We start from the raw sequence: 26,120 nt of genomic DNA, 5'->3' as shown, positions 1-26,120 counted from the left end.
GTGGTCGCCGAACGCCAACGAGGGCGTATGACGTGTATCACGGGGCATCAACAGGCATTCGGATGCGTTTCGCATCACACCTACGGTGCCGTAAGGTATGGCCGCACGGCATCGGTCTACCTTGGGGGGATGACCTGCACGACCGGACGCACAGACTGAAGGGTTCATACATGGCAAGGGATCTGACTCAACTCGAGCTTCTTACGGAGTTGGAGCCGGTTGCCGCAGAAAACGTCAACCGGCACTTCTCCTTGGCAAAGGAATGGCATCCGCACGACTACGTCCCGTGGGATGAAGGCCGCAATTTCGCCGCACTCGGGGCATCGACTGGGATCCCGAGCAGTCCCGACTGGGCGAGGTCGCGAAAGCCGCCATGATCACCAACCTGCTCACCGAGGACAACCTCCCCTCCTACCACCGCGAGATCGCCGAGAACTTCTCACAGGACGGCGCGTGGGGTACCTGGGTCGGCCGTTGGACCGCCGAGGAAAACCGGCACGGCATCGTGATGCGGGACTACCTGGTGGTCACCCGCGGCGTCGACCCGGTCGCCCTCGAAGAGGCGCGGATGATCCACATGACCAACGGTTTCGCGTCGCCGACCGAGGCCGACGCGGGCTTCCTGCACTCCGTCGCATACGTGACGTTCCAGGAGCTGGCCACCCGAGTGAGCCACCGCAACACCGGCAAGGTCTGTGACGACCCGATCGCCGACCGCATGCTCCAGCGCGTCGCCGCGGACGAGAACCTGCACATGATCTTCTACCGCAACATGTGCGGCGCCGCGCTCGACCTGGCCCCGGACCAGACGATCGAGGCCATCACGCTGATCCTGGAGAACTTCCAGATGCCCGGCGCCGGTATGCCCAACTTCCGCCGCAACGGCGTACTGATGGCCAAGCACGGCATCTACGACCTGCGCCAGCACATGGAAGAGGTGGTGCAGCCGGTGCTCAAGAAGTGGAACATCTTCGACCGCACCGACTTCACCGGTCGCGGCGAGGCCTGCCGCGAGCGGCTCGCCGCGTACCTCGACAAGCTCGGCAAGGACGTGGTGAAGTTCGAGGAGCAGCGCGACCGCATGCTCGCCCGCGAGGCCGCCAAAGCCGAACGCCAGATGGCGAGCAGCACCGCGAGCTGAGCTCGCTTCCGATATACCTCGAGCCGCCGCCCGGACTTTCCGGGCGGCGGCTCGCGTATGTTCGGCTACCTCATCCTCAGCAATTACCAAGTTTTGAGGTTTATTGCGTCGAAGATCCCTTCGACGCAATAAACCTTCAAACATCGCGGCCGTCGCTGTTTACCGCGCAGGGCACGTCGTCGATTCCACCGGCATCGGCCATCTTCCAGGTGGAACCAGAAAATTTCGAACTCGGTCGCGTCGTTCGTCGACCGCCGGTTGTATTCGATTCGAACCCATTCGTCACACCATTGATGGGCCGCTAGTCGGAGCGCCGAATCGGTGATTATCCCGGCGCCCGTACGAGAGCGCTGCGGTCATGGGATTCGGGCGGCTCGGTCCTACCCGTACGCTCCGGCGGTTTCTACCGTGAGGACACGACGACGGCGTCGGATGCGCGAAGGGACGGGCGAACATGGCAAGGCACCGCTCACGGTGGATGGATGCGGAGATGGACGCGCTGGCCGAACTGTCGCGCGATTTCTTCGGCAAGGAGTGCGCGCCGCACGAGGAGCGGTGGGCCCAGCAGCAACATATCGATCGCGAGGTGTGGTTGCGCGCGGGCGAGCTCGGCCTGCTGTGCCCCAGCATCCCGGAGGAGTACGGCGGCGGGGGCGGCGACTTCCGCCACGACGCGGTGATCGCCATCGAGCAGGTGCGTGCGCTGGCACCCAGCTTCGGCGGGCCGGTACACAGCACGATCATCGCGCACTACATCGCCGGCTACGGCACCGACGAGCAGAAGAAGACCTGGCTGCCGAAGCTGGCCTCCGGGGAGATCGTCGCGGCCATCGCGATGACCGAGCCCGGCACCGGATCGGACCTGCAGGCGATCCGCACCACCGCGACCGTGCAGGGCGAGGAGTACGTCGTCAATGGCGCGAAGACGTTCATCTCCAACGGTTTCCTGGCCGACCTGGTACTGGTGGTCGCCAAGACCAACGAGGCGGGCGGCGCGGGCGGTCTGTCCTTGATCGCGGTCGAGACGAACCGGGCGGGTTTCCGGCGCGGGCGCAATCTGCACAAGATCGGCCAGCACGGGCAGGACACCTGCGAGCTGTTCTTCGACGAGGTACGGGTGCCGCGCACCAACCTCATCGGCGCGGCCGAGAACATGGGCTTCATCCAGCTGATGCAGCAGCTCGCGCAAGAACGGCTGATCATCGCCGTCACCGCGATGGCGACGATGGAGAAGACGGTCGAGCTGACCCTGGAGTACACCAAGGAACGCAGCGCCTTCGGCAAGCCGATCTTCGCGTTCCAGAACACCAAATTCACGCTGGCCGAATGCGATACGGCGGTCACCGTCGGCTGGAGCTTCCTCGACGAGTGCATCGAGAAGCACGTCACCGGCGATTTGGACATCCCGACCGCGGCCAAGGCCAAGCTGTGGCTGTCCGAGCAGCAGAACATCCTGGCCGACCGCTGCCTGCAGCTGTTCGGCGGCTACGGCTATATGGCCGAGTATCCGATCGCGCGGATCTTCACCGATTCGCGGATCCAGAAGATCTACGGCGGCACCAACGAGATCATGAAGGAGATCATCGCGCGCGGGCTCTGAGCGCCAATTTTTCTCCGCCGCATCGTGATTGCCGAATCCCGCAATCAATTCTTCGCCGAGCGTCGACACTGGATACAGCGCCGAGGTGGCTGGGATCGACGGGCCAGGCCGCCCCCGCCGAACCCCACGGGCCACAGGAGGCCGAGACCATGACCAGTGCACCGAATGGCAACGCCCCGCTCAGCGGGAAGGTCGTCGCGATCACCGGCGGAGCGCGCGGGATCGGCCGAGCCACCGCCGAGGCGTTTCTCGGGGCGGGCGCCGCGGTCGCGATCGGCGACATCGATGTGGAGCTGGTCGACAAGACCGCGGTGGAGCTCGGCGCCGACCCGGCGGCCAGGATCATCGGCCTGCCGCTGAACGTGACCGACCGCGCATCGTTCGCCGCGTTTCTCGACACCCTCGAAAAGGAGCTCGGCCCGCTGGACGTGCTGGTCAACAACGCGGGCATCATGCCGACCGGACTGTTCGCGGACGAGGACGAGGCGATGACAGATCGGATCGTCGACATCAACCTGCGCGCCGTGATCCACGGATCGCGGCTGGCCACCCAGCGCTTCCTGGCGCGCGGCAGCGGGCACCTCATCAACATCGCGTCACTGGCTGGGACGCAAGGCTTTCCGGGGCTGGCCACCTACTGTGCGACCAAGCACGCGGTGGTCGGCTTCACCTCCGCGCTGCATCTGGAACTGAAGGAGCACGGCGTGCAGGTCTCGGCGGTACTGCCGGGCATCGTGCGCACCGAGCTGTCCGCCGGTGCGAACATGCCGGGGTGGATCGAGCCGATGACGACCGTGGATCCCGAGGATGTCGCGCAGGCGATCGTGCGGACGGTGGTCAAGGGCAAGCCGTTGGTGACGGTGCCGCGCAGGCTGGCCGCGATCATCAAGTCCGCGCAGTTGCTGCCGTACCGGGCGCAGCTCGTCGTCGCGCGAATCACCGGGGCGACAACGGCTTACGCGCAGCCCGATCCGGAGATCCGGGAGAAGTATCACCGTCGTTTGCGCGGAGAGTGAGCAGCGCCTGCCCCGAGCCGAATTCGGCCTCCGGCAGACGGAGTTCGCTCACCGTGACCCGCCGACCTCCACTTCGCTCGCCGATCGCTCGCACGGCACTGCCTCCCGCGGCTGGTTTCAGCTCTCCGCCGGCGGTGCACCGCGGTAGGAACCGGGCGGACTCCCGGTCCAGCGCCGGAACGCGCGCCGGAACGCGCTGGGTTCGGAGAAGCCGAGCCGGGCCGACAACGCCTCCACCGTCTCGTCGCCGCGCACCAGGCTGGCCACCGCGGCGTCCCGCAGGATGTCCTCGCGGATCTGGGTGATCGAGGTGCTCTCCTCGCCGAGCTTGCGGCGCACCGTCTGTGGGCTCATGGCGAGCCGCTTGGCCACCTCGTCCGCGGTAGGCCAGTGGTCACCCGCCCGGCCGGCTGCCGTTGCCCGACCCCCGTGCAGGCCCCGCGCGAGGATCTTGCGCACCTGCTCGGCGAGCGAGGTCCCGTAGTCGCGCCGGGACAGCACGTCTATCGGGGCGTTGCGGGCCCAGTCGATGAGGTCTTCCTCGGTCTTGGTCAGCGGGGCGGCGAGTAGCTCGCTGTCGAAGGTGATCGCCGCCGTGGCGGCCTCGAAGACGAGCGGGGCGCCGAAGACGAGGTCGTAGTCGGCGACATTGCGTGGCCGCGGATAAGGAAACTCGACCTGGCGCAAGGGAACTCGGCGGCCGATGCCCCAGGAGATCATCCGGTGGATCGCCGCGAGCAGGAACACGGTGAGCAGCTCTTCGGCCGCGGCGAGCACGCTGGTGTCGAGCGTGCACCGGGTGCGCCCGCCTGCCGTGGTCACCACCATCGGCGGCAATCCGGGCAGGAGTCGCTGGTATTCGCCGAACCGCGCGATCGCCGCACCGAGATCGGGGCAGCCGACCAGGCCGAAGCCGACCAGCCGGGTCGACCCGCGCGGCACCGGCGCCGGACCGAGGCCGAACAGTTCGTCGTCGGTGATCCGCCACAGTTGACGCATGGTCGCGGCCATCTGCTCGACCGTCACCCGCGCGCGATCCTGAGCGAGCAGCTCGGGCGCGACCCCGACGCTGCTGAGCAGCCTGCCGATGTCGACGCCCTGTCGCTCGGCGGTGGCGACGGCGGAGCGCACGAAGTCGATCGGCACCGTCCTCGCCGTCACCAATACCTCCTGCGTCCCTGGTCGAGGCGAACCTACCAGGCCGGATGCGGTGAGCGCGGCGGTCACCGAACGTGCGCCGCGCGGTCATCCCGAGCGCGGCTGCCGATTCCTAGCGTTGGGTTATGGGCAACGACGCGACGGCTGAGCGGCCGGACGAGACACCGGGTGCGGCGCTCGTCTGCATGCCGGAGCGCGGGAACTCCCGCAGCGCAACGGGGGCGGCAGCGGCGCCGGACGGGACGACCTTCAACCTGGACCGGTTGGGCAGGTGGGGCGCGCGGGACCGGTTCGAGGTGGATCGGGCGCGCACGATCGCCTACGCCGCGGCGACCAACGATCCGATCCGGCAGCATCTCGACGGGGTATACGCGCCACCGGTTTTCGCGGTCGTGCCGATCACGGTGATGATGGCCGACGCCGCGATGTCGGTGGTGCCCGACGATTTGATGCTGCGGATCCTGCACGGCGAGCACGACTTCCGGTTCCATCGGCCGATCGAGCCCGGCGAGCTGCTGGAGGTGCGGGCGCGGCCGGTCGGGATCGAGGGTAAATCCTCGGGCGTGGTCGTCACCTCGCACATCGAGACCTACAGCGTGCGCGGCGGCGACCTCGTCAACGAGCAGTACTTCGTCGGCTTCTTCCGCGGTGGCCGATTCGACGGCGCCCGCGGCGAGCCGAGCCCGGCGCACTCCTTCGAGGAGAGCCTGCGGGACCGCGAGCCGGATTTCAGCACCGCCCAGACCTTCGACGCGGATCAGACCTTCCGATACGCCCGGGCCGCAGGCGATCCGATGCCGATTCACCTCGTCGACGAGTTCGCCAAGGCGATGGGGCTGCCCGGGATCATCATCCACGGCCTGTGCACGATCGCGTTCGTCTCGCACGCGCTGATCACCCGGATCAGCCCGGACGACCCGACCCGGCTGAAAAGGCTTGCCGTGCGGCTGAGTTCGCCCGCATTCCCGGGACAGACCATCACCACCGCGACGTGGGCGGCTGGCCACCGGGACGGGCGGGACCGCTACGCCTTCGAAACCTACTCGGACAGCGACCGATTCGTCATCCAGGACGGGCTCGCGGAGTTCGAGCCCGCAATCGACAAGGACTCAGCATGACCAACAGAGTTTTCGTGATCGGTGTCGGCATGACGAAGTTCGAGAAGCCGGGCCGCCGCGAAGGCTGGGACTACCCGGCCATGGCGAAGGAATCCGGCGGCAAGGCACTCGCAGATGCAGGCATTCGCTACGACCAGGTGCAGGAGGCGTATGTCGGTTACGTCTACGGCGATTCGACCAGCGGCCAGCGGGCCATCTACGAGCTCGGACTGACCGGGCTGCCGGTGGTCAATGTGAACAACAACTGCTCCACCGGGTCGTCGGCGCTGTACCTGGCCGCCAGGGCGATTCGCGGCGGCCTCGCCGACTGCGCCTTGGCGCTCGGGTTCGAGAAGATGCAATCGGGTTCACTGGAGGCCGGGTACACCGATCGGGAGCAGCCGCTGCTGCGCCACATCGAGGCGCTGGCCCAGCTCCGAGACTTCGCGATGCCCGTGGCGCCCTGGATGTTCGGCGCGGCAGGTGTCGAGCACATGGAGCAGTACGGCTCCACCCCAGCGCATTTCGCCAAGATCGCCGAGAAGAACCACCGGCATTCGGCCGACAATCCGTACGCGCAGTTCCAGGACGTGTACTCACTCGACGAGATCACCAGTGCCAAAATGGTTTACGAGCCGCTCGGCCTGACCCGGCTGCAATGCTCGCCGACCTCCGACGGTTCCGGCGCGGCGGTGCTGGCCAGCGAACGCTTCGTCGACGAGCACGGCCTCGGCGACCGAGCCGTGGAGATCGTCGGCCAGGCCATGGTGACCGACCTCGAATCCACCTTCGCCACCAAGACGGCGCGCTCGCTCGTCGGTGTCGACATGAGCGCCGCGGCCGCGCGAAAGGTGTACGAGCAGGCCGGCATCGGCCCCGCCGACCTCGATGTAATCGAACTGCACGACTGCTTCTCCCCCAACGAACTGCTCACCTACGAGGCGCTCGGCCTGTGCGGTACCGGCGAGGGACACAAACTGATCGACGCCGGGGACACCACCTACGGCGGGCGGTGGGTGGTCAACCCGTCCGGCGGCCTGATCTCCAAGGGGCATCCGCTCGGCGCCACCGGCCTCGCTCAGTGCGCCGAGCTGACCTGGCAGTTGCGCGGCGAGGCCGCGGCCCGCCAGGTCGGTGCCGCGAAAGTCGCGCTGGCCCACAACATCGGGCTGGGCGGTGCGGCGATCGTCACCGCGTACCGGCCGGCCGATCGCTGAATTCGGTCCTACGCCAATCGCTTTACCGAAGTGAGGAGAACACCCATGGCGCAAGCCAAGGTTTCCAAGGAGTTTCCGGCCGCCCAGGAGAAGGTGTGGGCGGTGCTGTCCGACCCGAACCGCTTCGCGGAATGGCTGACAGTGCACACCAAGTGGAAGGAGCCGCCGCCTGCCCAGCTGTCCACCGGGGCCACCATGACCGAGGTGCTCACCATCATGGGGATGGCGAACACCATCACCTTCACTGTGGACGACTACGACGCGCCGAACTCGACGAAGTTCTCCGGTACCGGCCTCGCGGGCGCGCGAATCACCTTCACGCTCACCGTTGCGGCCAAGGGCGACCACGCTTCCGAGGTCGGCATCGACGCGGAGTTCGTCAGTCAGATGATGGTCGGCGCCATCGGCGGCGCGATCGAACGCGCCAGCACCAAGGAACTCGACGCCTCCCTCACCAACCTCGCCGGTCTGCTCGCCTGACCGCGCTCACCTCGAAAGGAACGACATGGGTTCGCTGGACGGACGCGTCGCGATTGTCACCGGCGCAGGCCGCGGCATCGGCCGCGCACACGCGCTGCTGCTGGCCGCCGAAGGAGCCGCCGTCGTGGTCAACGACCTCGGCGGGAACAACGAAGGCGCCGGCGCCGACGCCGGACCGGCCCAGCAGGTGGTCGACGAGATCACCGCGGCGGGCGGGCGCGCGATCGCCGACACCGCGAACATCGCCGACTGGGCGGGTGCGAAAGCCCTTGTCGAGCAGGCGATCACCGCCTTCGGTGGACTGGACATCCTGGTGAACAACGCGGGCATCCTGCGCGACGCGTTCATCGCCGCGATGGACGAGACGCAGTGGGACGCGGTGATCGCGGTGCACCTCAAAGGCCACTTCGCGGTACTGCACCATGCCGCCGCCTACTGGAAAGCGCAGTCGAAGGCGGGACAGCCGGTCGCCGCTTCGGTGATCAACACCGCCTCCGCGTCGGGCACCTTCCTGCCGAACCCCGGTCAAGCAAACTACGGTGCCGCCAAGGCGGGCATCGCCGCACTCACCCAGGTCGCCGCGCTGGAACTGGAGCGATACGGCGTGCGAGCCAACGCCATCGCCCCCATCGCCCGCACCCGCCTCACCCTCGCCACCCCCGGCATGGGCGCTATGTTCGCCGCAGAGGTCCCCGCCGGCGAATTCGACGCCTTCGCCCCCGACAACATCGCCCCCATCGTCGCCTACCTCGCCCAGGAGAAATGCCCCATCACCGGCCAGGTCTTCGCCGTCCAGGGCGGCGCCATCTCCACCCTCACCGGCTGGACCGCCACCGCAACCATCGAAACCGACGGACCGTGGCAGCTGACCGACTTGGCCGACAGGCTCCCCGCCAACGTCTGAATCTGTGTAGCTAGGCCGCTCCCGTCGTGAAGCACGCCACACTCGCGTGACACCCCCACAGCCTCCTTACGTGCGGAAATGAGAGACTGGACGGCGTGACGATGACTACCGGAGTGTCGAGTGCGCTGCGGATCGGGCCGTATCCGGTCGATCCGGCGGTGGTGCTCGCGCCGATGGCGGGCATCACGAATCTGGCGTTTCGCAAGCTGTGCCGCGAATTCGGTAGCCCGACCTCGATCTATGTCTGCGAGATGATCACGGCGCGGGCGGTGGTCGAGCGCAATGAGAAGACGCTGGAGATGATGTCGTTCGACGCCGACGAGTCGCCGCGGTCGATGCAGCTCTACGGCGTCGACCCGGCCACGCTCGCCGAGGCGGTGCGGATCATCGTCGGTGAGGGCTGGGCCGATCACATCGATATGAACTTCGGCTGCCCGGTGCCCAAGGTCACCCGGCTCGGCGGCGGTGCCGCGCTGCCGTACAAGCGGGCGCTGTTCAGCCGGATCGTGCGCGCCATGGTGGCGGCCGCCGAACCGGCGGGCGTCCCGGTGACGGTGAAGTTCCGGATCGGCATCGACGACGAGCACCTGACCTACCTCGACGCGGGGCGCATCGCGGAAGCCGAAGGCGCGCAAGCGGTTGCGCTGCACGCCAGGACCGCCGCCCAGCGTTACTCCGGGCAGGCCGACTGGACCGCCATCGCCCGGCTCAAGGAGGCCGTCGCCACCATTCCGGTGCTCGGCAACGGCGATATCTTCTCCGCCGCCGACGCGGTCCGGATGATGGCCGAAACCGGCTGCGACGGGGTCGTGGTCGGTCGTGGCTGCCTCGGCCGACCGTGGCTGTTCGCCGAGCTCCAGGCCGCGCTGCGCGGCGAAGAGCTGCCCGAGCCACCGAACCTCGGCCGGGTCGGCGAGGTGCTGTACCGGCACGGCGCCCTGCTGTCCGAGCACGTCGGCGAGGACAAGGCCATGCGCGACCTGCGCAAGCACATGGCCTGGTATCTGATGGGCTTCCCGGTCGGCGCCGGGCTGCGCCGCTCGTTCGCGACGGTATCCAGCCTCGTAGAGCTGGAAGATCTTGTCGGGCAGCTCGATCCGACGGCTCCGTTCCCCAGGGACGCCGAGGGTCCGCGTGGAAGACAAGGCTCCCCAGGCAAAGTCGCGCTTCCCCATGGTTGGCTCGACGACCCACAGGACCCGGCGGTCCCGCACGGCGCCGACGTAATGCACAGCGGCGGCTGAGAACCGAGCGACATCGACCGGGTTGATGCCCAGGCGAAGCGACGGCGAATCGGGTATCCAAACGACACTGTGGCCAATTCGATTTCGTACTCGAGTGGCCCGCCGTGGCGGAATCGTTATCATTGCGGAATCGGTCATGCCGGTCGAGTACGGCCCGAGGTGGCGACGTAGACGAAAAGCGAGGTTCGTTGGTGGGTGACGATCGGCACGGGCGTTCGCCACGGCCCGGAGATCGCGCCCCGTGGGAGCGCTATCCCACGGAGGACAACACCGAGCGAGACGGTGGCCGGACATCCCGGCGATCCCGTCATACCGATGCCACGGCAGACCCGGGCGCCGCCCCGCTGACCGTGCAGGATCTGGTGCAGAAGGTGGACAACGAGCGGTCCGGCCGCCGCGGCCGCCGCGCCGCGGCCACGCCCGAGGCCGCCGCACCCGCGCCGCACCGCGGTCCGCGCCGCGGTGAGCCCGAGGCCGCCGCTCCGAGCCGGGGCGCCCGACGCGGCGAACCGGAGACCCCCGCCCCGAACCGAGGCGTCCGGCGCGGTGAACCGCCTGCCGGATCCGACCCGGCTTATCAACGACCTGCCGAACCCGCCCAGCGTCGTCCTGCGGAGCCGACGCGACGCCAAGGCGAGCCACCCCGTCAGCCGGACCAGGCGGCCCGCCGCCAAGGCGACCCGGCCGCCCGGCGCCCGGCAGCCCCGGGACGCCCGACCGAGCAGACCCCGCGCCGCTCCGCCGAGGGCCCACCCCCGCGCACCGCAGGTTCCCCGGTCGTGCAGGACATCACCGGCACCCCCGCCGCACGAACCCCGAATCGTCGCGGCCCGAGCGCCGACGACGGCAGGAACGCCCCGGCACCGACCCGAGGGAAGCCGGAGACGGCCGAAGAGGTCACCGACATCCTGCCGCCGCTCGCCGAGACCACCCGCGCCAAGCGCAAGAAGACCGACGACGAATCCGGTGCCGCACAACCCAAGTCCGTCGGCGCCGCACCGCTGTCCCGGCTGGCCGCCAGCAAGCAGCGGCGCAACAAGCGGCTCCGCCTCGCAGGTCGCAGCGCCCTCGCCATGTTCGCGGTGCTCTGCTTGCTCACCACCGGCGGCGGCTGGAGCTATCTACGCTCCACCGGCAACAACTTCACCCAGATCTCCGCGATCGACAACAACACCGACGACGTCGTCGACTCCAATGCCCAGCTCGGCGACGAGAACTATCTGCTCGTCGGCACCGATACCCGGGCAGGCGTGAACAGTCAGGTCGGCGCGGGCACCCTCGACGATGCCGAAGGTTCCCGCGCGGACACCGTCATGCTGGTGAACATCCCGAAGAACCGTTCGCGGGTGGTGGTCGTCTCCTTCCCGCGCGACCTCGACGTCACCAGGCCGCAGTGCAACGGCTGGGACAACGAGAAGGTCCAGTACACCGCCGAGACCTTCCCCTCGGCCATCGGCGACAAGCTCAACGCCGTCTACGCGCTCGGCGGGCCCAAGTGCCTGTTCACCACCATCCAGCGCATGACCGGTAGCGCGATCAACCACTTCATCGCGGTCGACTTCGCCGGCTTCGAGGCCATGGTCGACCAGATCGGCGGCGTCGAGGTGTGCGCGCCGAAGCCGATCACCGACGAGGTGCTCGGCACCGTGCTCGAGCACCCGGGCAAGCAGAAGGTGGACGGCTCGACCGCGCTGAACTACGTGCGGGCCCGGCACGTCTACGGCGAGGAGCGCAGCGACTACGACCGGATCAACCGGCAGCAACGCTTCATGGCCTCGCTGCTGCGCGGCGCGCTCTCCAGCAAGGTGCTCTTCGATCCCGGCAAGCTGAACGGCTTCATCGGCGAGTTCACCAAGCACACCTGGGTCGACAAGGTGCAGCCGTCGGACCTGCTGACGCTGGGGCGTTCGCTGCAGAAGCTGGACGCGGGCACGGTTACCTTCCTGACCATCCCGACCGCGGGCACCACCTCCTACGGCAACGAGATCCCGCGCGAGCAGGACATCAAGGCGATCTTCAAGGCGATCCGCGACGATCAGCCGCTGCCCGGCGAGAAGAAGGTGACCCCGGCCCCCGGCTCCATCCCGTCGGCGCCGCCTGCCCCGCCCAAGTTGAATGCGGTCGATCCGAGCACGGTGTCGCTGCTGGTCTCCAACGCCTCGGGCACCTCAGGTCTGGCGCAGCGGGCGGCGACCAAGCTCGGCAACCAGGGTTTCCAGATCTTCAACATCGGCAACTATTCGGGCGGCAGCGAGGTCACCTCCAAGGTGCGCTACGGCCCGGGGCAGGAGGCCGCCGCGGCGACGGTGGCCAGCTCGATACCCGGTGCGCTGATGGAATCGGCGAGTGATCTCGGCGGCATCGTCGAGGTCGTCATCGGCGGCGATTTCACCGGTACGGTGCGCGCGCCGACCCCGGTCGGCGACGTCATCTCGAACGTGCCCGCGACGACCGCGCCTGCGACGCCGGTCACGTTGCCGTCCGATCTGGAGCACGTCAACGCCGCGGACGAGACCTGCAAGTGAGCGGAGCCGCGACCTGCGGCAACTCCAGCGCTAACGTTCGGCACCGGTCATTCACCCTCCGTTCGTGACTTGGTCAGCGCCGCCAACTAATGTCTGGTTTCATGCGTGTCATCTACAACGAGCAAATGGCGGATCTCGCCCACCTGTTGGGCGAGATGGCCGGGCTGGCCGGATCGGCCATGGACCGGGCGACCCAGTCATTGCTCCAGGCCGACCTCGCTCTGGCAGAGCAGGTGATCACCGAGTCGGACCGGATCGCCGAGCTGATCCAGGACGCCGAGGAGCGTGCGTTCGCGCTGCTCGCCCTGCAGGCGCCGGTCGCGGGCGATCTGCGGCAGGTGGTGAGCGCGATCCAGATCGTGGCCGACGTGAACCGGATGGGCGCGCTCGCGCTGCACGTGGCCAAGGTGGCCCGGCGGCGCCACCCCAACCATGCGCTGCCCGAGGCGGTCAACGGCTACTTCGCCGAGATGGGCCGCATCGCGGTCAACATGGGCGCGGGCGCCAAAGAGGTGCTGGAGACCCGCGACCCGGAGCGCGCCGCGCAGCTCAACGAGGACGATGAAGCGATGGACGACCTGCACCGTCACCTCTTCACGCTGCTGATGGATCGCGACTGGAAGTACGGCGTCGCCGCCGCCGTGGACGTCACCCTGCTCGGCCGCTACTACGAGCGCTTCGCCGACCACGCCGTCGAAATCGGCCGCCGCGTCATCTTCCTCGTCACCGGCGTGTTGCCGCCGGACACCGACGTCGAGTCGTGAGCCGCGACTGCCTGCCAGCCGACGCAGGATGGCAGGCAGTTTTGCGCCGGGGGGCTTGACGTCTCATAGTCGAGAGATGAAAGATTGACCGCGCAGTAGAGCGATGCATGACTCGCTGCGCGGATGCCGTTATGGGAGTTACGGCACGAAGGGGCGGAAATGAAGGTCGATCCAACAGAGTTGCGCGCGTTGGCCACATCGATGGACACCATCAGTGGCGAAATCGCCGCGCTGAAAGCGCGTGCCAAGACGGATGCGCTGAGTGCGGCGCTGCCCGGCTCCACGATCACCGCGGCGTGCACCACCGCCGGTGACCAGATCGAAGCAGGCTGGCTGCGAATGGCGGAGCGCTGCAAGGCGATAGCCAATATCGCCAAAGGTGGTGCGTCCAATTATGAAGTGACGGACCAGGATTTCCGCGACAGCCTCAAAGCACTCGGCGGCGGACAATGAGGAGCGGCGACCAGACCGCCGCCGCGATTCCGACGCTCAGCCAGGTGCAGACACAGTGGCAGCCTTGGAAACTCAATGAGGCCGGCGAGGAAATCAAGGCACGCAACACCGATTTCGTCACGATGATCGACAAGACCGTCACCCAGATCAGGGAGGCGGGCTCGCACTGGAGCGGCGACGCCTACTACGCCGCCTACGACCGCATCGCCGGCGACCGGGACACCGCCAACAAGATGGCGCAGGAGACGACCGAACTCGCCAACGCGCTGATCAACGGCGGCAACACGCTCACCGGTTACCGGCAAGCATTGCTGGACAAGGTCACCGAGGCCACCGCCGCCGGATACCAGGTCTCCGAGGACTGGCAGGTCACCGCGTCGGGCGAAGGCTCGGGCGACGACCTGCACACCTATCAGACGGCGATCACCACCGCCCTCAACGAAATGGTGGGCACCCAATCCGGCATCGCCACCGCCATCGAGCAGGCGAACACCGCGGTGCAGACGCAGAGCACCGCGCTGGGCACCGGCGATCCGCTCGATACCCTGACCGGACAACCGAAGTCGACGCTCACCGCGGAGCAGATCAGCGCCGAACAGCCGGCCGCCACGGTCCCCGCCGGGACCGAGGAGAAGTCCAAGGAGAACCCGCAGACGCCGGCGGCGGGGACTCCGAAAAACATTGCGGAAGAGGGCAAGCCCACCACGGAACAGCCCAAGGTCACCGAGCAATCCAAAGACAACCCGGTGGCCAAGCCCGTCACCGAACCGACCACCCCGGTCACTCCAGCCACTGCGGCCCCTGCGACGTCCGGCCCTGCCAGTAACCCGGACTCCTGGAAGCCGGAGAACGTCATCAATCTGATCAGCACGATCGGCACCATTACCGGCAACGTGCCCACCTTGATCGAGTCGGTCGCCAAATTCGACGACGATTGGGATGACCTCATCAAGGCGGGAGGCGAGGCGGGCAAGGGTCTCCTCGACTCCGCGGGCACCGCGGCCGAAAAGGTGATCGACAGCGTCGACAAGGCGGTCGACAGCGTGCCTGGCGAGGCACCGAAGAAGGACGAGCCAGCTGCCGCGCCGCAGCCCGGCACACCGGACTCCGGCACACCCGCAACGCCCCAGTCCGGCACACCCGCGACACCGCCGTCCGGCACACCCGCGACACCGCCGTCCGGCACACCCGCGACACCGCCGTCCGGCACACCCGCGACACCGCCATCCGGCACACCCGCAACGCCGCCGTCCGGCACACCCGCGACACCCCCCGCGGCTACCTACACCCAACCGAGCTCACTCGTGGAGCAGACCCCTGCTGCCACCGGCGTTCCCGCATCCACGGCGAGTCCCGCTGCCACAGCACCCGCGAGCAGCAGCCTTTTCGGACTGCCATCACCCACCCGTGGCTCCGAATCCGACAGCGAGCATCGCCCGAACAATTACGTGGCGCAGACCGCCGACGCAGTGACACCCGAAGAATAAGGCGCGCGAAGCAAAGCCTTCCTCCGCCACGCACCTACAAGATCATCCCAAGGCAATATTAAGCGTGGCACAGCACAATTATCAGCACGGGGGAAGACAGCAATATCCCACCGCGGGAAGCGTTTTGAACAATGGAGGGGAACCATGTCACGCACCAAGAAGAGCCTGCTCACCGGAGCCACCGTGGGGGCGGCCGCATTCGCCATGATGGTGGGCGGCACCGGATTTGCGAGCGCGAGTCCGGTCGTCAGCCAATCGCACGGCAGCTGCGTATGGTCGGCCGACGTTGTCCATATCGGCGGACTTCCGCGTGATGGTTACGGAACTTCCTGGTATATCAAGACCGGCCGGAACGACAACACCAATGCCAAATGCAGTTTCGAGGTACAGGCCAAATTCAAACTGCAGTCGGGCCAAATCGAAACCGTGCAGTACGGCAGCAGCCGACCGGCCCACGACCAAGCATTCGCGAAGGGTGCGGCACGGGTCTGGAGTGTCGGCCTGAAGGTGTGCGCCGAGGGCCAGGGGTGCAGCGCCTGGAACATCCAGAACAGCACCTGGAATAGGTAGACATCGCCGAAGCCCCCGTGCCCGACCGCTCGGTCCGGCACAGGGGCTTTTTCGACGAGACTGTCGCGACTATTACCCGAAGCGGCCGGAGATGTAGTCTTCCGTCGCCTTCTTGCCGGGGTTGGAGAAGATCTTCTCGGTGTCGTCGATCTCGACCAGGCGGCCCGGCTTGCCCTGGGCTTCCAGGTTGAAGAACCCGGTCTGGTCACTCACGCGGGCAGCCTGCTGCATGTTGTGGGTGACGATGACGATGGTGAATTCCTTCTTCAGCTCGGTGATCAGGTCCTCGATCGCGAGCGTGGAGATCGGGTCGAGCGCCGAACAGGGCTCATCCATCAGCAGTACGTCCGGGGAGACCGCGATCGCGCGGGCGATGCACAGGCGCTGCTGCTGACCACCGGACAGGCCGCCGCCCGGCTTGTCGAGGCGGTCCTTGACCTCGTTCCAGAGGTTCGCGCCGCGCAGCGAGCGCTCGGCGACCTCGTCGAGTTCCTTCTTGCTCCGCACGCCCTGCAGCTTCAGCCCGGCCACCACGTTGTCGCGAATCGACATGGTGGGGAACGGGTTCGGGCGCTGGAACACCATGCCGATGGTGCGGCGCACGCCCACCGGGTCGATCTGCGAGCCGTAGATGTCCTCGCCGTCCAGCAGCACCGCACCCTCGACCCGGGCGTTCGGCGTCACCTCGTGCATGCGGTTGAGCGAGCGCAGCACGGTGGACTTACCGCAACCGGACGGGCCGATGAAGGCGGTGACACTGCGGGGCAGCACGGTCAGGTCCACGTCGGCGACCGCGTGGAACTTCCCGTAGAAGATGTTCAGGTCTTTGACGTCGATCCGCTTGGCCATCTGAGTTTCCTATCGATTCCGCGTGAGCAGCTTGTTGACGACCGCGGCCGCCGCGTACAGCAGCGCGATGAGCAGGATCAGCGTCAGCGCCGCGCCCCAGACCCTGGCCCGGCCCTCGGGCTCCGGGTTCGCCAGCTCCTGGTAGATCATCAGCGGCAGCGAGGCCATGTTGCCGTCGAAGACGTTGCTGTTGATCGACTTGCTGTAGCCGACGAGCACCAGCACCGGCGCGGTCTCGCCCATCACTCGGGCGAGGGCGAGCAGGATGCCGCTGATCATGCCGGGCAGCGCGGTCGGTATCACGATCCGCGCGATGGTCTTCCATTTCGGAACGCCGAGCGCGTACGCGGCCTCGCGCAGTTCGTCCGGTACCAGCTTCAGCATTTCCTCGGTGCTGCGCACCACCACCGGCAGCATCAGTAGCACCATCGCCAGTGCGACCGCGAAGGCGCTCTGCGGTGCGCCGAAGGTGGCGATCCACAGCGCGAAGATGAACAGCGCCGCGACGATGGACGGCACGCCCGCGAGGATGTCCACCATGAACGTGGTGGTCTTGGCCAGCCAGCCGCGACCGTATTCGACCAGGTAGACGGCGGCCATGATGCCGATCGGCACCGCGATCACCGCGGCGATCGCGGACTGCACGATGGTGCCGTAGATGGCGTGGTACACGCCGCCACCGGACTGGTCGGGCAGGATGCCCTTCTGCGACTTCTGCCACCAGTCGATGGAGATGACCGATTCGAAGCCCTTGCTCACCACCATGATGAGCACCCAGGCCAGCGGGATCAGCGCGATGGCGAAGCACAGCCAGACCAGGCCGGTCGCAATGTGATTGCGAATCCGACGGCTCGTGCTGACGTCACGGAAGGTCGGCGCCTTGATCGGCTTGTCGAGCGTTGTCGTGGTCATTACCCGTTCACCCTTCCGCCCGCAGCGAGCCGGGCCAGCGCGTTGACGACGAAGGTCAGCGCGAACAACACGAAGCCGGCCGCGATGTAGGCGCCGGTCGGCAACGGCGAACTGAATTCCGAGGCCGAGGCCGCGATCCTGGAGGCGAAGGTGTACCCACCGTCGAACAGCGACCAGCCGCCGGCCTGCGCGGAGGTCTTCAACACGACCAGTACCGCGATGGTTTCGCCGAGCGCGCGCCCGAGTCCGAGCATGGAGCCCGCGATGACACCGCTACGGCCGTAGGGCAGCACGGTCATCCGCACCATCTCCCACTTCGTCGCGCCGAGGGCGTGCGCCGCCTCGACGTGAGCGGGCGGCGTCAGCGCGAAGACCTCGCGCGACACGGAGGTGATGATCGGCAGAATCATGACCGCGAGCACCACACCCGCGGTGAAGATCGTGCCGCCACCGGAGATCGTCACGTTGCCGTCGGAGAAGAGGAACAACCAGCCGAGATTGTCGTTCAGGAACTCCTGCACCGGCTTCAGGTGTGGCGCGAGGACCAGAAAACCCCACAGGCCGAACACGATCGACGGCACCGCGGCAAGCAGATCGACGAGCATCGCGAAGGGCCGCGCCAATGGCTTCGGCGAGTAGTGCGTCAGGAACAGGGCGATGCCAACCCCGATCGGCACCGCGATCACCAGCGCGAAGATCGAGCTCAGCACCGTCACCATGAACAGATCACGGATACCGAACCGGAGATTGTCCGCGTTCGAGGTGTTGAACTCGCTGCTGGTGAAGAAGTTCGCGTCGTTCGCCATGACCGAGGGCACCGCGCGGATCAGCAGGAACAGCGCGATCAGCGCGATAACGGCGACGATGGTCGCGCCCGATGCCGTGGCCAGAGACCGGAAAATGATCTCGGCCCGGTGGTTATGGGCGGGGCGAGCCTTTTTGGCCGGCTCGGTGCTCGGTTCACTGGACATGGGGTCGATGTCTCCGGCCGCCCGCCGGCCCGTCGAATCCGACGAGCCGGCGGCGGTCACCTCAGGGTGCACGGTCATGGCTTTCGGCGTGCGATCAGGAGATGGCGTTGATCGCGGTGGTCAGGCGGGTCTTGAACTTCTCCGGGATCGGGACGTACCCGGCCTCGTCGAGACCCTTCTGGCCGTTGCTGATCGCCGAGTTCAGGAACGCCTTGACGGCCGTGGCGGTGTCGGCGTCCTTGTACTTCGAGCAGACGATCTCGTAGGTGGGCAGGATGATCGGGTAGGCGCCCGCTTCGGTCGGCTTGTAGAACGAGCTGGTGTCGAGCACCAGGTCGTTGCCCTCGCCCTTGATCTTCGCGCTGTCGATGGCCTTGCCCGCGGAGGCGGTGTCCAGCTTCACCGGGGTCTTGGAGGCCGAGGTGATGATCTGCGCGATGGACAGGTTCTGCGCCTTGGCGAACGACCACTCGTTGTAGGTGATCGCGTTCTTGGTGCTCTTGACCGCGGCCGAGGAGCCTTCGTTGCCCTTCGCGCCCTCACCGACACCGCCGGTGAACGCCTTGCCCGCGCCCTTGCCCCAGGCGCCTTCGGAGGCGGCGTCGAGGTAGAGCTGGAAGTTGTCGGTGGTGCCCGACTCGTCGCTGCGGAAGATCACCGCGATCTTGTCGGAGGGGAGCTTGGCGTTCGGGTTGAGCGCCTTGATCTCCGGGGCGTCCCAGGTGGTGACGGTGCCGTTGAACACCTTGGCGGCGGTCGGGCCGTCGAGCACCAGGTCGGTGACGCCGTCGATGTTGTAGGTGATGGCGATCGGGCCGAACACGGTCGGCAGGTTCCAGGCGGGGGAACCGCAACGCTCCTGAGCCTTGGCCGGCTCTTCCTTCTTGGAGCTGAGCGGCGAGTCGGAGCCGGCGAAATCGGTCTGGCCGCCGAGGAACTCGTTGACGCCTGCGCCCGAGCCGCTCGAGGTGTAGTTCAGCGTGTTGCCGTCGCAGTTGGTTTCGTAGGCGGCGACGAAGCGGTCCATCGCGTTCTTCTGCGCCGACGAACCGCTGGACTTCAGCGCCTTCTTGCCACCACAGGCAATCTCCGAATTGGCGTTGTTGCCTGCGGTGCCGGCCGTGTTGTCGTCACTGCCACACCCGACGAGGGTCATGGCACCAACGGCCAGCACACCAACGAGGGCGCTGCTGCGCTTGAAATTCACTGATTCCTCCGGAAAGGCGTCCTACTCGTCCGGTCCCTCACCGGCCCGGACGGGTGATGTGGTGCTGTTCGCGGGGAACTTGCGCACCAGGCAGCCGTGGGCTGCCCACCACTCAACGTAAAGTCACGTGGTTTACAGTTGGACCGAACTGAGTGAACGGCGAGTGAACAGGCAAGCGCGATTAGGGCGTTATGTGTGACATTAGCCGCAGTTTTACTCGGCAGCCCCCGGCACGGCCCCTGCTATTCAGTCGAGCCCGCCGAATAGGCGACATCGATGTGCGCCGGCGTGAACCCCAGCCGGGTGTAGGTATGCACCGCCGAAGCGTTGTCGGCCTCGGTGTAAAGCAACACCTCGGCGAGGCCGCGATCGCGCAGATAGTGCAGGCCGACCAGGGTCAACAGGCGGCCGAGTCCGCGCCCCTGCGCGGCCGGATCGATGCCGACGACGTAGACCTCGCCGACGGCCGGCGTCTCGTCGTAATGCACCTTGGTCCAATGGAATCCGAGCACTCGGTCGGGGTGGGCGGTGTCGGTCGCGAGGAACAGGCCCTTCGGGTCGAACCACGGCTCGGCGCGGCGGGCCTCGATGTCGCGTTCGGTCCAGCCACCCTGCTCCGGATGCCAGGCGAAGGCGGCGTTGTTCACCCGCAGCAATTCGGCATCGTCGGCGGCACCCGCGTAGGTCCGGATCGTCACTCCGCCGCGCGCGGCAACCTGCGGTAGCTCTGGTGTTGCCAGCGGTCGGCGCATCTGCCACAGCTCGCGTGCGGTGACCAGGCCGAGCCGGGCCGAGACAGCCTTCGCCGCGGGCAGATCTCCGTGCGCCCAGACCCGGGTGCCCGGACCGCCCTCGGCCAGCGCGGCCGCGACCAGATCGGTGCCGATACCGTGGCCACGCGCCGGCGGATCGACCGCGACCTCGGCCATCGCCGGATGTTCGCCGTGTGCCGGTACGAGATTCGCGTATCCGGCGACGACGTCGTCGCGTACCGCCAGCAGGTGCCGCACCGAGGGATCATCGCCCGCGCTCAGCGACAGCACCGCCTGCTCGGAAACGGGGGCGACACCGTCGGTGGCGGTGGCGCGTTCGAGTAGTTGCCGGACGGCGGCTGCGGCGGCCGAATCCAGCCGCTCGGTCCACTGTGCTGCCACGCCGTTCATCGGGCTCCATTCCTCGTTTTCCGCGGCAGCCCGACCGGGCTGCCCACTCGGACAACGTCATTGCGCGGCGCGGCATTTCGCATCCGTCCGGGCCGGTGCGCGGCTGCGGTGTGACGCGGCGAATACCGGGCTGAACACAGCGCGAACACATAATGACGCGACGATGTTTCGGATTGGGCGGCCGCGCCCGCCGAGCTCACTGCACAGAGCCGTTGACCGGAGCGAGCGGCGCGTCGTCCGTGCCCTCCGCCTCGTCCTCCGCAGCGGGGGGCTGGTCGTTCTTGCTCGCCGTCCTGGACGGCCGCACCGCCTTGTAGCCGACATTGCGCACGGTACCGATGAGCGACTCGTACTCGCTGCCGAGCTTCGCGCGCAGCCGCCGGACGTGCACGTCGACCGTGCGGGTGCCGCCGAAGAAGTCGTAGCCCCACACCTCTTGCAGCAGCTGGGCCCTGGTGAACACCCGGCCCGCGTGCTGGGCGAGGTATTTGAGCAGCTCGAATTCCTTGTAGGTGAGATCGAGCGGGCGCCCGCGCAGGCGGGCGGTGTAGGTGCCCTCGTCGATCACCAGCTCGCCGAGGGTGATCTTGCCGGAGTTCTCCGGGCTCGCCACCCCGCCGTTGCGGCCGACCAGCAGCCGCAGCCTGGCGTCCAGCTCGGCCGGGCCGGTGCCGGGCAGCAGGATGTCGTCGAGTCCCCAGTCGGCGTTGACCGCGACCAGGCCACCCTCGGTGAGCACGGCGACCACCGGCACCGACGACCCGGTGCTGCCGAGCAGGCGGCACAGACCGCGCGCGGCGGCCAGGTCGGTCCGTGCGTCGACCAGCGCGACATCCGCGCTCCCCGCCTCCAGCAGCGAGGAGACCTCGGTGGGCGCCGGACGCACGTGATGCGCCAGCAACGCCAGTGAGGGCAGCACCGCTTCGGGGTTGGGGTCGGAGGTCAGCAGGAGTAGCTCCACAAGCTCTCCTCCCATCTCGTAGCTCCGAGGACAACAGCCGCACTGCCGGGGGCCACGTCGCTGATCACAGGTAATTCGATGCAAGATTAGCGTGTCGACCCCGATGACCTCGTCATCCGGGTGGCCGAGTCATCGCGAGTGATATGTCTGATACCAGAAATGCACCGTCGCGCCGGGGATGGCTAAGGTGCACCAATGCGCAAGCTCATCATCGGGCTGCTGATTCTCGCGGGACTCGCAGTAGTCACTGATTTCAGCGTCGCGGCCTATTCGGAATACCGCGTCTCGCGCGCGCTCCGTAAGGGCGCCGATCTGCCCGCCGATCCGGCGGTGGCCATCCGCGGCGTTTCCTTCCTCGTGCAGGCGTTCGACGGCCGCTACGACAATGTCTGGATCAGGGCGGGTGGAAACCAGCCGCACACACCGGGCGAATACGAGTTCGAAGCGACGCTGACCGGCGTGCGGCTGCCGCTGCGCGAGCTGGTCGACGGCAGCCTGCGCAACGTGCCGGTGGAGCGGGTCGAGAGTTCCTTGCGCATCGGGCCGACCGAGCTCGGCAGGCTGTTCAACATTCCCGACCTGCAGGTGAAGGGCCCGCCCGCGGACAAATCCGACGGCACCGGCGGATCGGGCGGCTCCGGGATGACCGCGACCGACGGCGTGCTGTGCCTTACCGGCAGCCTGCCGGAGGGGACGGACAAGCAGTTCGCCGGAAAGAAGGTCGCCGTGCGGGCCGAGCTGGTGGTCGACGGTGGCGAGGTGAAGATCACCGCGACCGGTTCCTGCCCGGCCGAGACCGACACCATCCCGCTGGCGCTGCTCCCGCAGTCCGATCAGCCCGCGGTGCTCGCGCGGTTCACCCGTACTATCGACATCAAAGAATTGCCGTTCGGTGTCCAGCCCGCCAAGGTGCGTGCAGACGGTGGGTGGATCGTGGCGGAGGGCAAGGGTGTGAATGTGACGATCGACCTCGACCGATTGCAGCAATCATGATTGAAATCACAATTCTGGCAGCGGTGTTGCTCGCCGCGTTGGCGGTGGGCATTTTCCTGCGCAGGCGCGAAGGCAAGGTCCGTGCCGCCGATGTCCTCGAAATCGGGTCGGCGCGTGCCGATCTGCTCGCCGCCGTCGGCGTGACCGGCACCGGCCCCGCCGTGCTGCACTTCTCCGCCGACTGGTGTGGCCCCTGCGTCGCGGTGCGCCGCGTCGTCGCCGACGTCACCGGCCAGCTGGCCGAGTCGGCGCAGCCGCCGCTGGACATCGAGATCGATATCGACGCCGACCCCGTGCTCGCCAAGGAGCTGAATGTGCTGTCCTTGCCGACCACGTTCGTCTTCGATAGTGAAGGCCGCGAACGCTTTCGGATCTCCGGCGTGCCGAAGGTGACCGATCTGCGCTCCGCGCTGGAGCCGCTGACTGTTGCCGCCTAGCGGCCTTGACGAGGTCCCCGGACGGCTGTGATCAACCCGGGGTCCAATTCTCCCGCCTGATTAGGTAAACTGCATTCGTGCTTTACAACCACGAGCTGATGCTCACCCGACGCCGCACAGTTGACCTGTGCCGCCTCGGTGGTTGTTGCTGCCTGTGCCGCTGAGCGGTCGGCTCTCCTCAGAATTCCTGACGCCGACCTTTGTCCGCCGTGCGAGTGATCTCGTTGATCCCCCGGCGAACTGGCAATTTTCCAGCCATCAGTCGCATCCAGCGCAGGAGTACGCACAATGTCCACCGAAATCGGTAACACTTCGCAGAATCAGCCAATTCCCCAGGGACAGGTAGACGTTCGCGGACCTCGGTTCGCCGCGTGGGTCACCACCGCCGTCCTGGCCCTGGTGCTGATCGCCGCCATCTTCTCCCCCGTCGCCGCCGCGGTGCTCATCGCCGCGCAAGCCGTCGTCTTCGCGATCGGCGCCGCCTACGGTCCGCGCAAGCATCCGTACGGCCGCGTCTACGCGAAGGTCGTCGCGCCGCGGGTGGCCCCGACCACCGAGACCGAGCCCGTGCCGCCGCTGAAGTTCGCGCAGCTGCTCGGCCTGGTCTTCGCGGTGGTCAGCCTGCTGGGCTTCGCGCTCGGCTCCACAGTTGTCGGCGCGGTCTTCGCCGGCTTTGCCCTGTTCGCCGCGTTCTTGAACGCGGCGTTCGGGATTTGCCTGGGTTGCCAGATCTATCCCCTGGTCGCCCGCTTCCGCCGGATTACCCCGTCCCCGGCACCGAACTGATCCGCTGTTTCATCTCTGAAAGGAACAACATGGCTCGCTCCGATGTCCTGGTCTCCGTGGACTGGGCCGAAGAGAACCTCAACGCCCCCGGCGTCGTCTTCGTCGAGGTCGACGAGGACACCTCCGCCTACGACAACGGCCACATCGAGGGCGCCGTCCGGCTCGACTGGAAGAAGGACCTGCAGGATCAGGTTCGTCGTGACTTCGTGAACCAGGAGCAGTTCTCCGACCTGCTCTCGGCGCGCGGCATCTCGAACGACGACGAGGTAATCCTGTACGGCGGCAACAACAACTGGTTCGCCGCGTACGCCTACTGGTACTTCAAGCTGTACGGCCACACCAACGTCAAGCTGCTCGACGGTGGCCGCAAGAAGTGGGAGCTCGACGGCCGCCCGCTGTCCACCGACGGCGTCAACCGCCCGGCCACCCAGTACAAGGCCGCCGCCCCCGACGTGACCATCCGCGCGTTCCGCGACGAGGTCATCGCCGCCATCGGCACCAAGAACCTGGTCGATGTCCGCTCGCCCGACGAGTTCTCCGGCAAGATCCTGGCCCCGGCGCACCTGCCGCAGGAGCAGAGCCAGCGTCCCGGCCACATCCCCGGCGCCATCAACGTGCCGTGGAGCAAGGCCGCGAACGAGGACGGCACCTTCAAGTCCGACGCCGAGCTCGCCGAGATCTACAAGGAAGCGGGCCTGGACGGCGAGAAGGAGACCATCGCCTACTGCCGGATCGGCGAGCGTTCCTCGCACACCTGGTTCGTGCTGCAGGAGCTGCTCGGCCACAGCAATGTCAAGAACTACGACGGGAGCTGGACCGAGTACGGCTCCCTCGTCGGTGCACCGATCGAGTTGGGAGCGTAATCAACATGTGTGCAGCACCTACCCAGGGTCAGGCCATCCCGGCAGGCGTCGACGTGGAGAAGGAAACGGTCATCACCGGCCGCGTCCTGAGCACCGACGGCCAGCCGGTCGGCGGCGCGTTCGTGCGCCTGCTCGACGGCAACGGTGATTTCACGGCCGAGGTCGTCGCCTCCGGCACCGGCGACTTCCGCTTCTTCGCGGCGCCGGGCGCGTGGACCTTGCGCGCGCTCTCCTCGGCCGGTAACGGTTCCGCCGAGGTTCGTCCGGAAGGCGCGGGAATCCATCCCGTGGACGTCGCGGTCGCCAAGTAAGAGACCGTACGCAGCTAACGACCCCGGACTTCCCGCACCGTGACGGGAAGCACCGGGGTCGTCTGCATATGCGGCGGTGGTTGTCGATAGACTCCAGACGTGGTCCTCTTCTTCGAGATTCTGCTGGTGGCCGTCGCCATCCTCATCGGCTGGTTCGGCCTGTACGTCTTCTACCGGCTGTTCACCGAGTCATGAGCGATCTCGCGAGCGAAGGTTCCAATCCGGCCGAGCAAGCGAGTGAACAACTGAACGGCAACGGCTCCCCCGAGTCGGCTGGTCGCCGCAGCGGCGATCAAGCCGTGTCGGAGGCCGTCGAGCGGGCCAAGATGACCGGCGCCCGCAACATACCGGTGCTGCCCGATCTGCCGCTGCCCGAGGACACCGCGAACCTGCGGCTCGGGCCGGACCTGAGCTCCTCCATGCTTGCGCTGCTGCCGATGGTCGGCGTGTGGCGCGGCGAGGGTGAGGGCAACAACCCGGAGCGTGGCGATTACCGCTTCGGTCAGCAGATCATCGTCGCGCACGACGGCGGCGACTACCTGTCCTGGGAGTCGCGGTCCTGGGCGCTGGACACCGAGGGCAACTACTCGGGTCCCGATCTGCGCGAGAGCGGTTTCTGGCGGGTCGGCATCGACGGTAACGACGAGGTCATCGAGCTGCTGCTGACGCACAGCACCGGCATCGTCGAACTCTTCTACGGCCAGGCGCTCACCCAGTCCTCCTGGGAGCTCGCCACCGACGTGGTCATCCGCAGCCAGTCCGGCATCGTGGTCGGCGGCGCGAAGCGCCTCTACGGCATCGTCGAAGGCGGCGACCTGGCCTACGTCGAGGAACGCGTCGTAGCCGACGGCCCCCTCGAGCCTCGTCTCTCGGCCCGGCTCCAGCGCTACATCGGCTGACGCCCACGGCGACTACTGATTTCGCGGGTACATGGGTAACTCACCGAGTACCGGCTCACTCACCCAAGCACCTCACCGCCGGTCGCCAACGCTACCGAGCGCGCGCCTGATT

The 26,120-nt window shown here is 67.3% G+C and carries 25 protein-coding genes and 1 pseudogene; 19 read left to right on the top strand and 7 right to left on the bottom strand.

The genetic code is table 11. The features are described 5' to 3' along the window. Window positions 1-170 precede the first annotated feature (170 nt). The 3 genes and pseudogenes from DMB37_RS24265 to DMB37_RS24255 all read left to right on the top strand — a co-directional run bounded on the left by DMB37_RS24265 (window position 171) and on the right by DMB37_RS24255 (window position 3,757). A pseudogene (locus tag DMB37_RS24265) lies at window positions 171-1,141 on the top strand (acyl-ACP desaturase). Between the two features lie 454 nt (window positions 1,142-1,595). Beyond that, window positions 1,596-2,741 (top strand): acyl-CoA dehydrogenase family protein, encoded by a 1,146-nt coding sequence (locus DMB37_RS24260; RefSeq protein ID WP_135234655.1) that lies wholly within the window; start codon window positions 1,596-1,598, stop codon window positions 2,739-2,741. A gap of 149 nt (window positions 2,742-2,890) precedes the next feature. Next, window positions 2,891-3,757 carry an SDR family oxidoreductase gene (locus DMB37_RS24255; protein ID WP_135234654.1) on the top strand — a complete coding sequence of 289 codons (867 nt, stop codon included), beginning with the start codon at window positions 2,891-2,893 and terminating at the stop codon, window positions 3,755-3,757. Window positions 3,758-3,874: 117 nt separating this feature from the next. Here the strand turns inward: DMB37_RS24255 and DMB37_RS24250 are convergent, their stop codons facing one another. Continuing rightward, window positions 3,875-4,918 carry an AraC family transcriptional regulator gene (locus tag DMB37_RS24250; RefSeq protein WP_167768921.1) on the bottom strand — a complete coding sequence of 348 codons (1,044 nt, stop codon included), beginning with the start codon at window positions 4,916-4,918 and terminating at the stop codon, window positions 3,875-3,877. Between the two features lie 122 nt (window positions 4,919-5,040). Here DMB37_RS24250 and DMB37_RS24245 point away from each other — a divergent pair, with 122 nt between their 5' ends. From DMB37_RS24245 to DMB37_RS24200, 10 genes are all read left to right on the top strand, one after another. Then, window positions 5,041-6,033, top strand: a complete 993-nt coding sequence (locus DMB37_RS24245; RefSeq protein WP_240771638.1) for a MaoC/PaaZ C-terminal domain-containing protein — start codon at window positions 5,041-5,043, stop codon at window positions 6,031-6,033. Beyond that, entirely contained in the window at window positions 6,030-7,229 is a 1,200-nt protein-coding gene (locus DMB37_RS24240; protein WP_135234652.1) for a lipid-transfer protein, read from the top strand. Before DMB37_RS24245 ends, DMB37_RS24240 begins: the two co-directional genes overlap by 4 nt. Before the next feature lie 45 nt (window positions 7,230-7,274). Beyond that, window positions 7,275-7,709 carry an SRPBCC family protein gene (locus DMB37_RS24235; RefSeq protein ID WP_135234651.1) on the top strand — a complete coding sequence of 145 codons (435 nt, stop codon included), beginning with the start codon at window positions 7,275-7,277 and terminating at the stop codon, window positions 7,707-7,709. 25 nt (window positions 7,710-7,734) lie between these two features. Continuing rightward, a complete protein-coding gene (locus tag DMB37_RS24230; protein WP_135234650.1) occupies window positions 7,735-8,613 on the top strand; it encodes an SDR family oxidoreductase in 879 nt (292 codons plus the stop codon). Between the two features lie 101 nt (window positions 8,614-8,714). After that, a complete protein-coding gene (gene dusB, locus DMB37_RS24225) occupies window positions 8,715-9,857 on the top strand; it encodes a tRNA dihydrouridine synthase DusB (RefSeq protein WP_135237801.1) in 1,143 nt (380 codons plus the stop codon). A gap of 191 nt (window positions 9,858-10,048) precedes the next feature. Continuing rightward, on the top strand, window positions 10,049-12,382 hold the full coding sequence (locus DMB37_RS24220) for an LCP family protein (protein WP_135234649.1): 2,334 nt from the start codon (window positions 10,049-10,051) through the stop codon (window positions 12,380-12,382). Window positions 12,383-12,483: 101 nt separating this feature from the next. After that, complete coding sequence (gene phoU, locus DMB37_RS24215; RefSeq protein WP_135234648.1) at window positions 12,484-13,146, top strand: phosphate signaling complex protein PhoU; 663 nt, start codon at window positions 12,484-12,486, stop codon at window positions 13,144-13,146. A gap of 159 nt (window positions 13,147-13,305) precedes the next feature. Further along, window positions 13,306-13,599 (top strand): type VII secretion target, encoded by a 294-nt coding sequence (locus DMB37_RS24210; RefSeq protein ID WP_167768920.1) that lies wholly within the window; start codon window positions 13,306-13,308, stop codon window positions 13,597-13,599. Then, a complete protein-coding gene (locus tag DMB37_RS40645) occupies window positions 13,596-15,086 on the top strand; it encodes a hypothetical protein (RefSeq protein WP_167768919.1) in 1,491 nt (496 codons plus the stop codon). The genes DMB37_RS24210 and DMB37_RS40645 overlap by 4 nt, the downstream gene beginning before the upstream one ends. A gap of 144 nt (window positions 15,087-15,230) precedes the next feature. After that, window positions 15,231-15,656: a hypothetical protein gene (locus tag DMB37_RS24200; protein WP_135234646.1), complete on the top strand. Its 426-nt coding sequence runs from the start codon at window positions 15,231-15,233 to the stop codon at window positions 15,654-15,656. Window positions 15,657-15,728: 72 nt separating this feature from the next. Here DMB37_RS24200 and pstB read toward each other — a convergent pair whose 3' ends face one another. The 6 genes from pstB to DMB37_RS24170 all read right to left on the bottom strand — a co-directional run bounded on the left by pstB (window position 15,729) and on the right by DMB37_RS24170 (window position 21,719). Next, the gene (pstB, locus tag DMB37_RS24195; protein WP_107653999.1) at window positions 15,729-16,505 is read right to left on the bottom strand and encodes a phosphate ABC transporter ATP-binding protein PstB; all 777 of its coding nucleotides are present in this window, start codon (window positions 16,503-16,505) and stop codon (window positions 15,729-15,731) included. Between the two features lie 9 nt (window positions 16,506-16,514). Then, window positions 16,515-17,417, bottom strand: a complete 903-nt coding sequence (pstA, locus tag DMB37_RS24190; protein ID WP_135234645.1) for a phosphate ABC transporter permease PstA — start codon at window positions 17,415-17,417, stop codon at window positions 16,515-16,517. Further along, window positions 17,417-18,388 carry a phosphate ABC transporter permease subunit PstC gene (pstC, locus tag DMB37_RS24185; RefSeq protein WP_206055372.1) on the bottom strand — a complete coding sequence of 324 codons (972 nt, stop codon included), beginning with the start codon at window positions 18,386-18,388 and terminating at the stop codon, window positions 17,417-17,419. Before pstC ends, pstA begins: the two co-directional genes overlap by 1 nt. A 94-nt stretch (window positions 18,389-18,482) precedes the next feature. Beyond that, window positions 18,483-19,595 (bottom strand): phosphate ABC transporter substrate-binding protein PstS, encoded by a 1,113-nt coding sequence (gene pstS / locus DMB37_RS24180; protein WP_135234644.1) that lies wholly within the window; start codon window positions 19,593-19,595, stop codon window positions 18,483-18,485. 242 nt (window positions 19,596-19,837) lie between these two features. Further along, the gene (gene mshD, locus DMB37_RS24175; protein ID WP_135234643.1) at window positions 19,838-20,758 is read right to left on the bottom strand and encodes a mycothiol synthase; all 921 of its coding nucleotides are present in this window, start codon (window positions 20,756-20,758) and stop codon (window positions 19,838-19,840) included. A gap of 196 nt (window positions 20,759-20,954) precedes the next feature. Then, entirely contained in the window at window positions 20,955-21,719 is a 765-nt protein-coding gene (locus DMB37_RS24170) for a response regulator transcription factor (protein ID WP_135234642.1), read from the bottom strand. A gap of 195 nt (window positions 21,720-21,914) precedes the next feature. Between DMB37_RS24170 and DMB37_RS24165 the strand changes: the two genes are divergently transcribed. The 6 genes from DMB37_RS24165 (at window position 21,915) to DMB37_RS24140 (ending at window position 26,008) form a co-directional block, all read left to right on the top strand. Then, window positions 21,915-22,712, top strand: a complete 798-nt coding sequence (locus DMB37_RS24165; RefSeq protein ID WP_135234641.1) for a DUF2993 domain-containing protein — start codon at window positions 21,915-21,917, stop codon at window positions 22,710-22,712. After that, window positions 22,709-23,149 carry a thioredoxin family protein gene (locus DMB37_RS24160; RefSeq protein WP_135234640.1) on the top strand — a complete coding sequence of 147 codons (441 nt, stop codon included), beginning with the start codon at window positions 22,709-22,711 and terminating at the stop codon, window positions 23,147-23,149. The genes DMB37_RS24165 and DMB37_RS24160 overlap by 4 nt, the downstream gene beginning before the upstream one ends. A 288-nt stretch (window positions 23,150-23,437) precedes the next feature. Beyond that, a complete protein-coding gene (locus DMB37_RS24155) occupies window positions 23,438-23,935 on the top strand; it encodes a DUF4395 domain-containing protein (protein WP_135234639.1) in 498 nt (165 codons plus the stop codon). 29 nt (window positions 23,936-23,964) lie between these two features. Continuing rightward, a complete protein-coding gene (locus DMB37_RS24150) occupies window positions 23,965-24,798 on the top strand; it encodes a sulfurtransferase (protein ID WP_107653991.1) in 834 nt (277 codons plus the stop codon). Window positions 24,799-24,803: 5 nt separating this feature from the next. Beyond that, a complete protein-coding gene (locus DMB37_RS24145; protein WP_040730884.1) occupies window positions 24,804-25,109 on the top strand; it encodes a DUF1416 domain-containing protein in 306 nt (101 codons plus the stop codon). 191 nt (window positions 25,110-25,300) lie between these two features. After that, the gene (locus DMB37_RS24140; RefSeq protein WP_135234638.1) at window positions 25,301-26,008 is read left to right on the top strand and encodes an FABP family protein; all 708 of its coding nucleotides are present in this window, start codon (window positions 25,301-25,303) and stop codon (window positions 26,006-26,008) included. The last annotated feature ends 112 nt before the right edge of the window (window positions 26,009-26,120 follow it).

This window comes from Nocardia sp. CS682, assembly GCF_004634405.1.
Classification (GTDB): Bacteria; Actinomycetota; Actinomycetes; order Mycobacteriales; family Mycobacteriaceae; genus Nocardia; species Nocardia ninae.
This window is presented reverse-complemented; position numbering and strand designations above follow the sequence as displayed.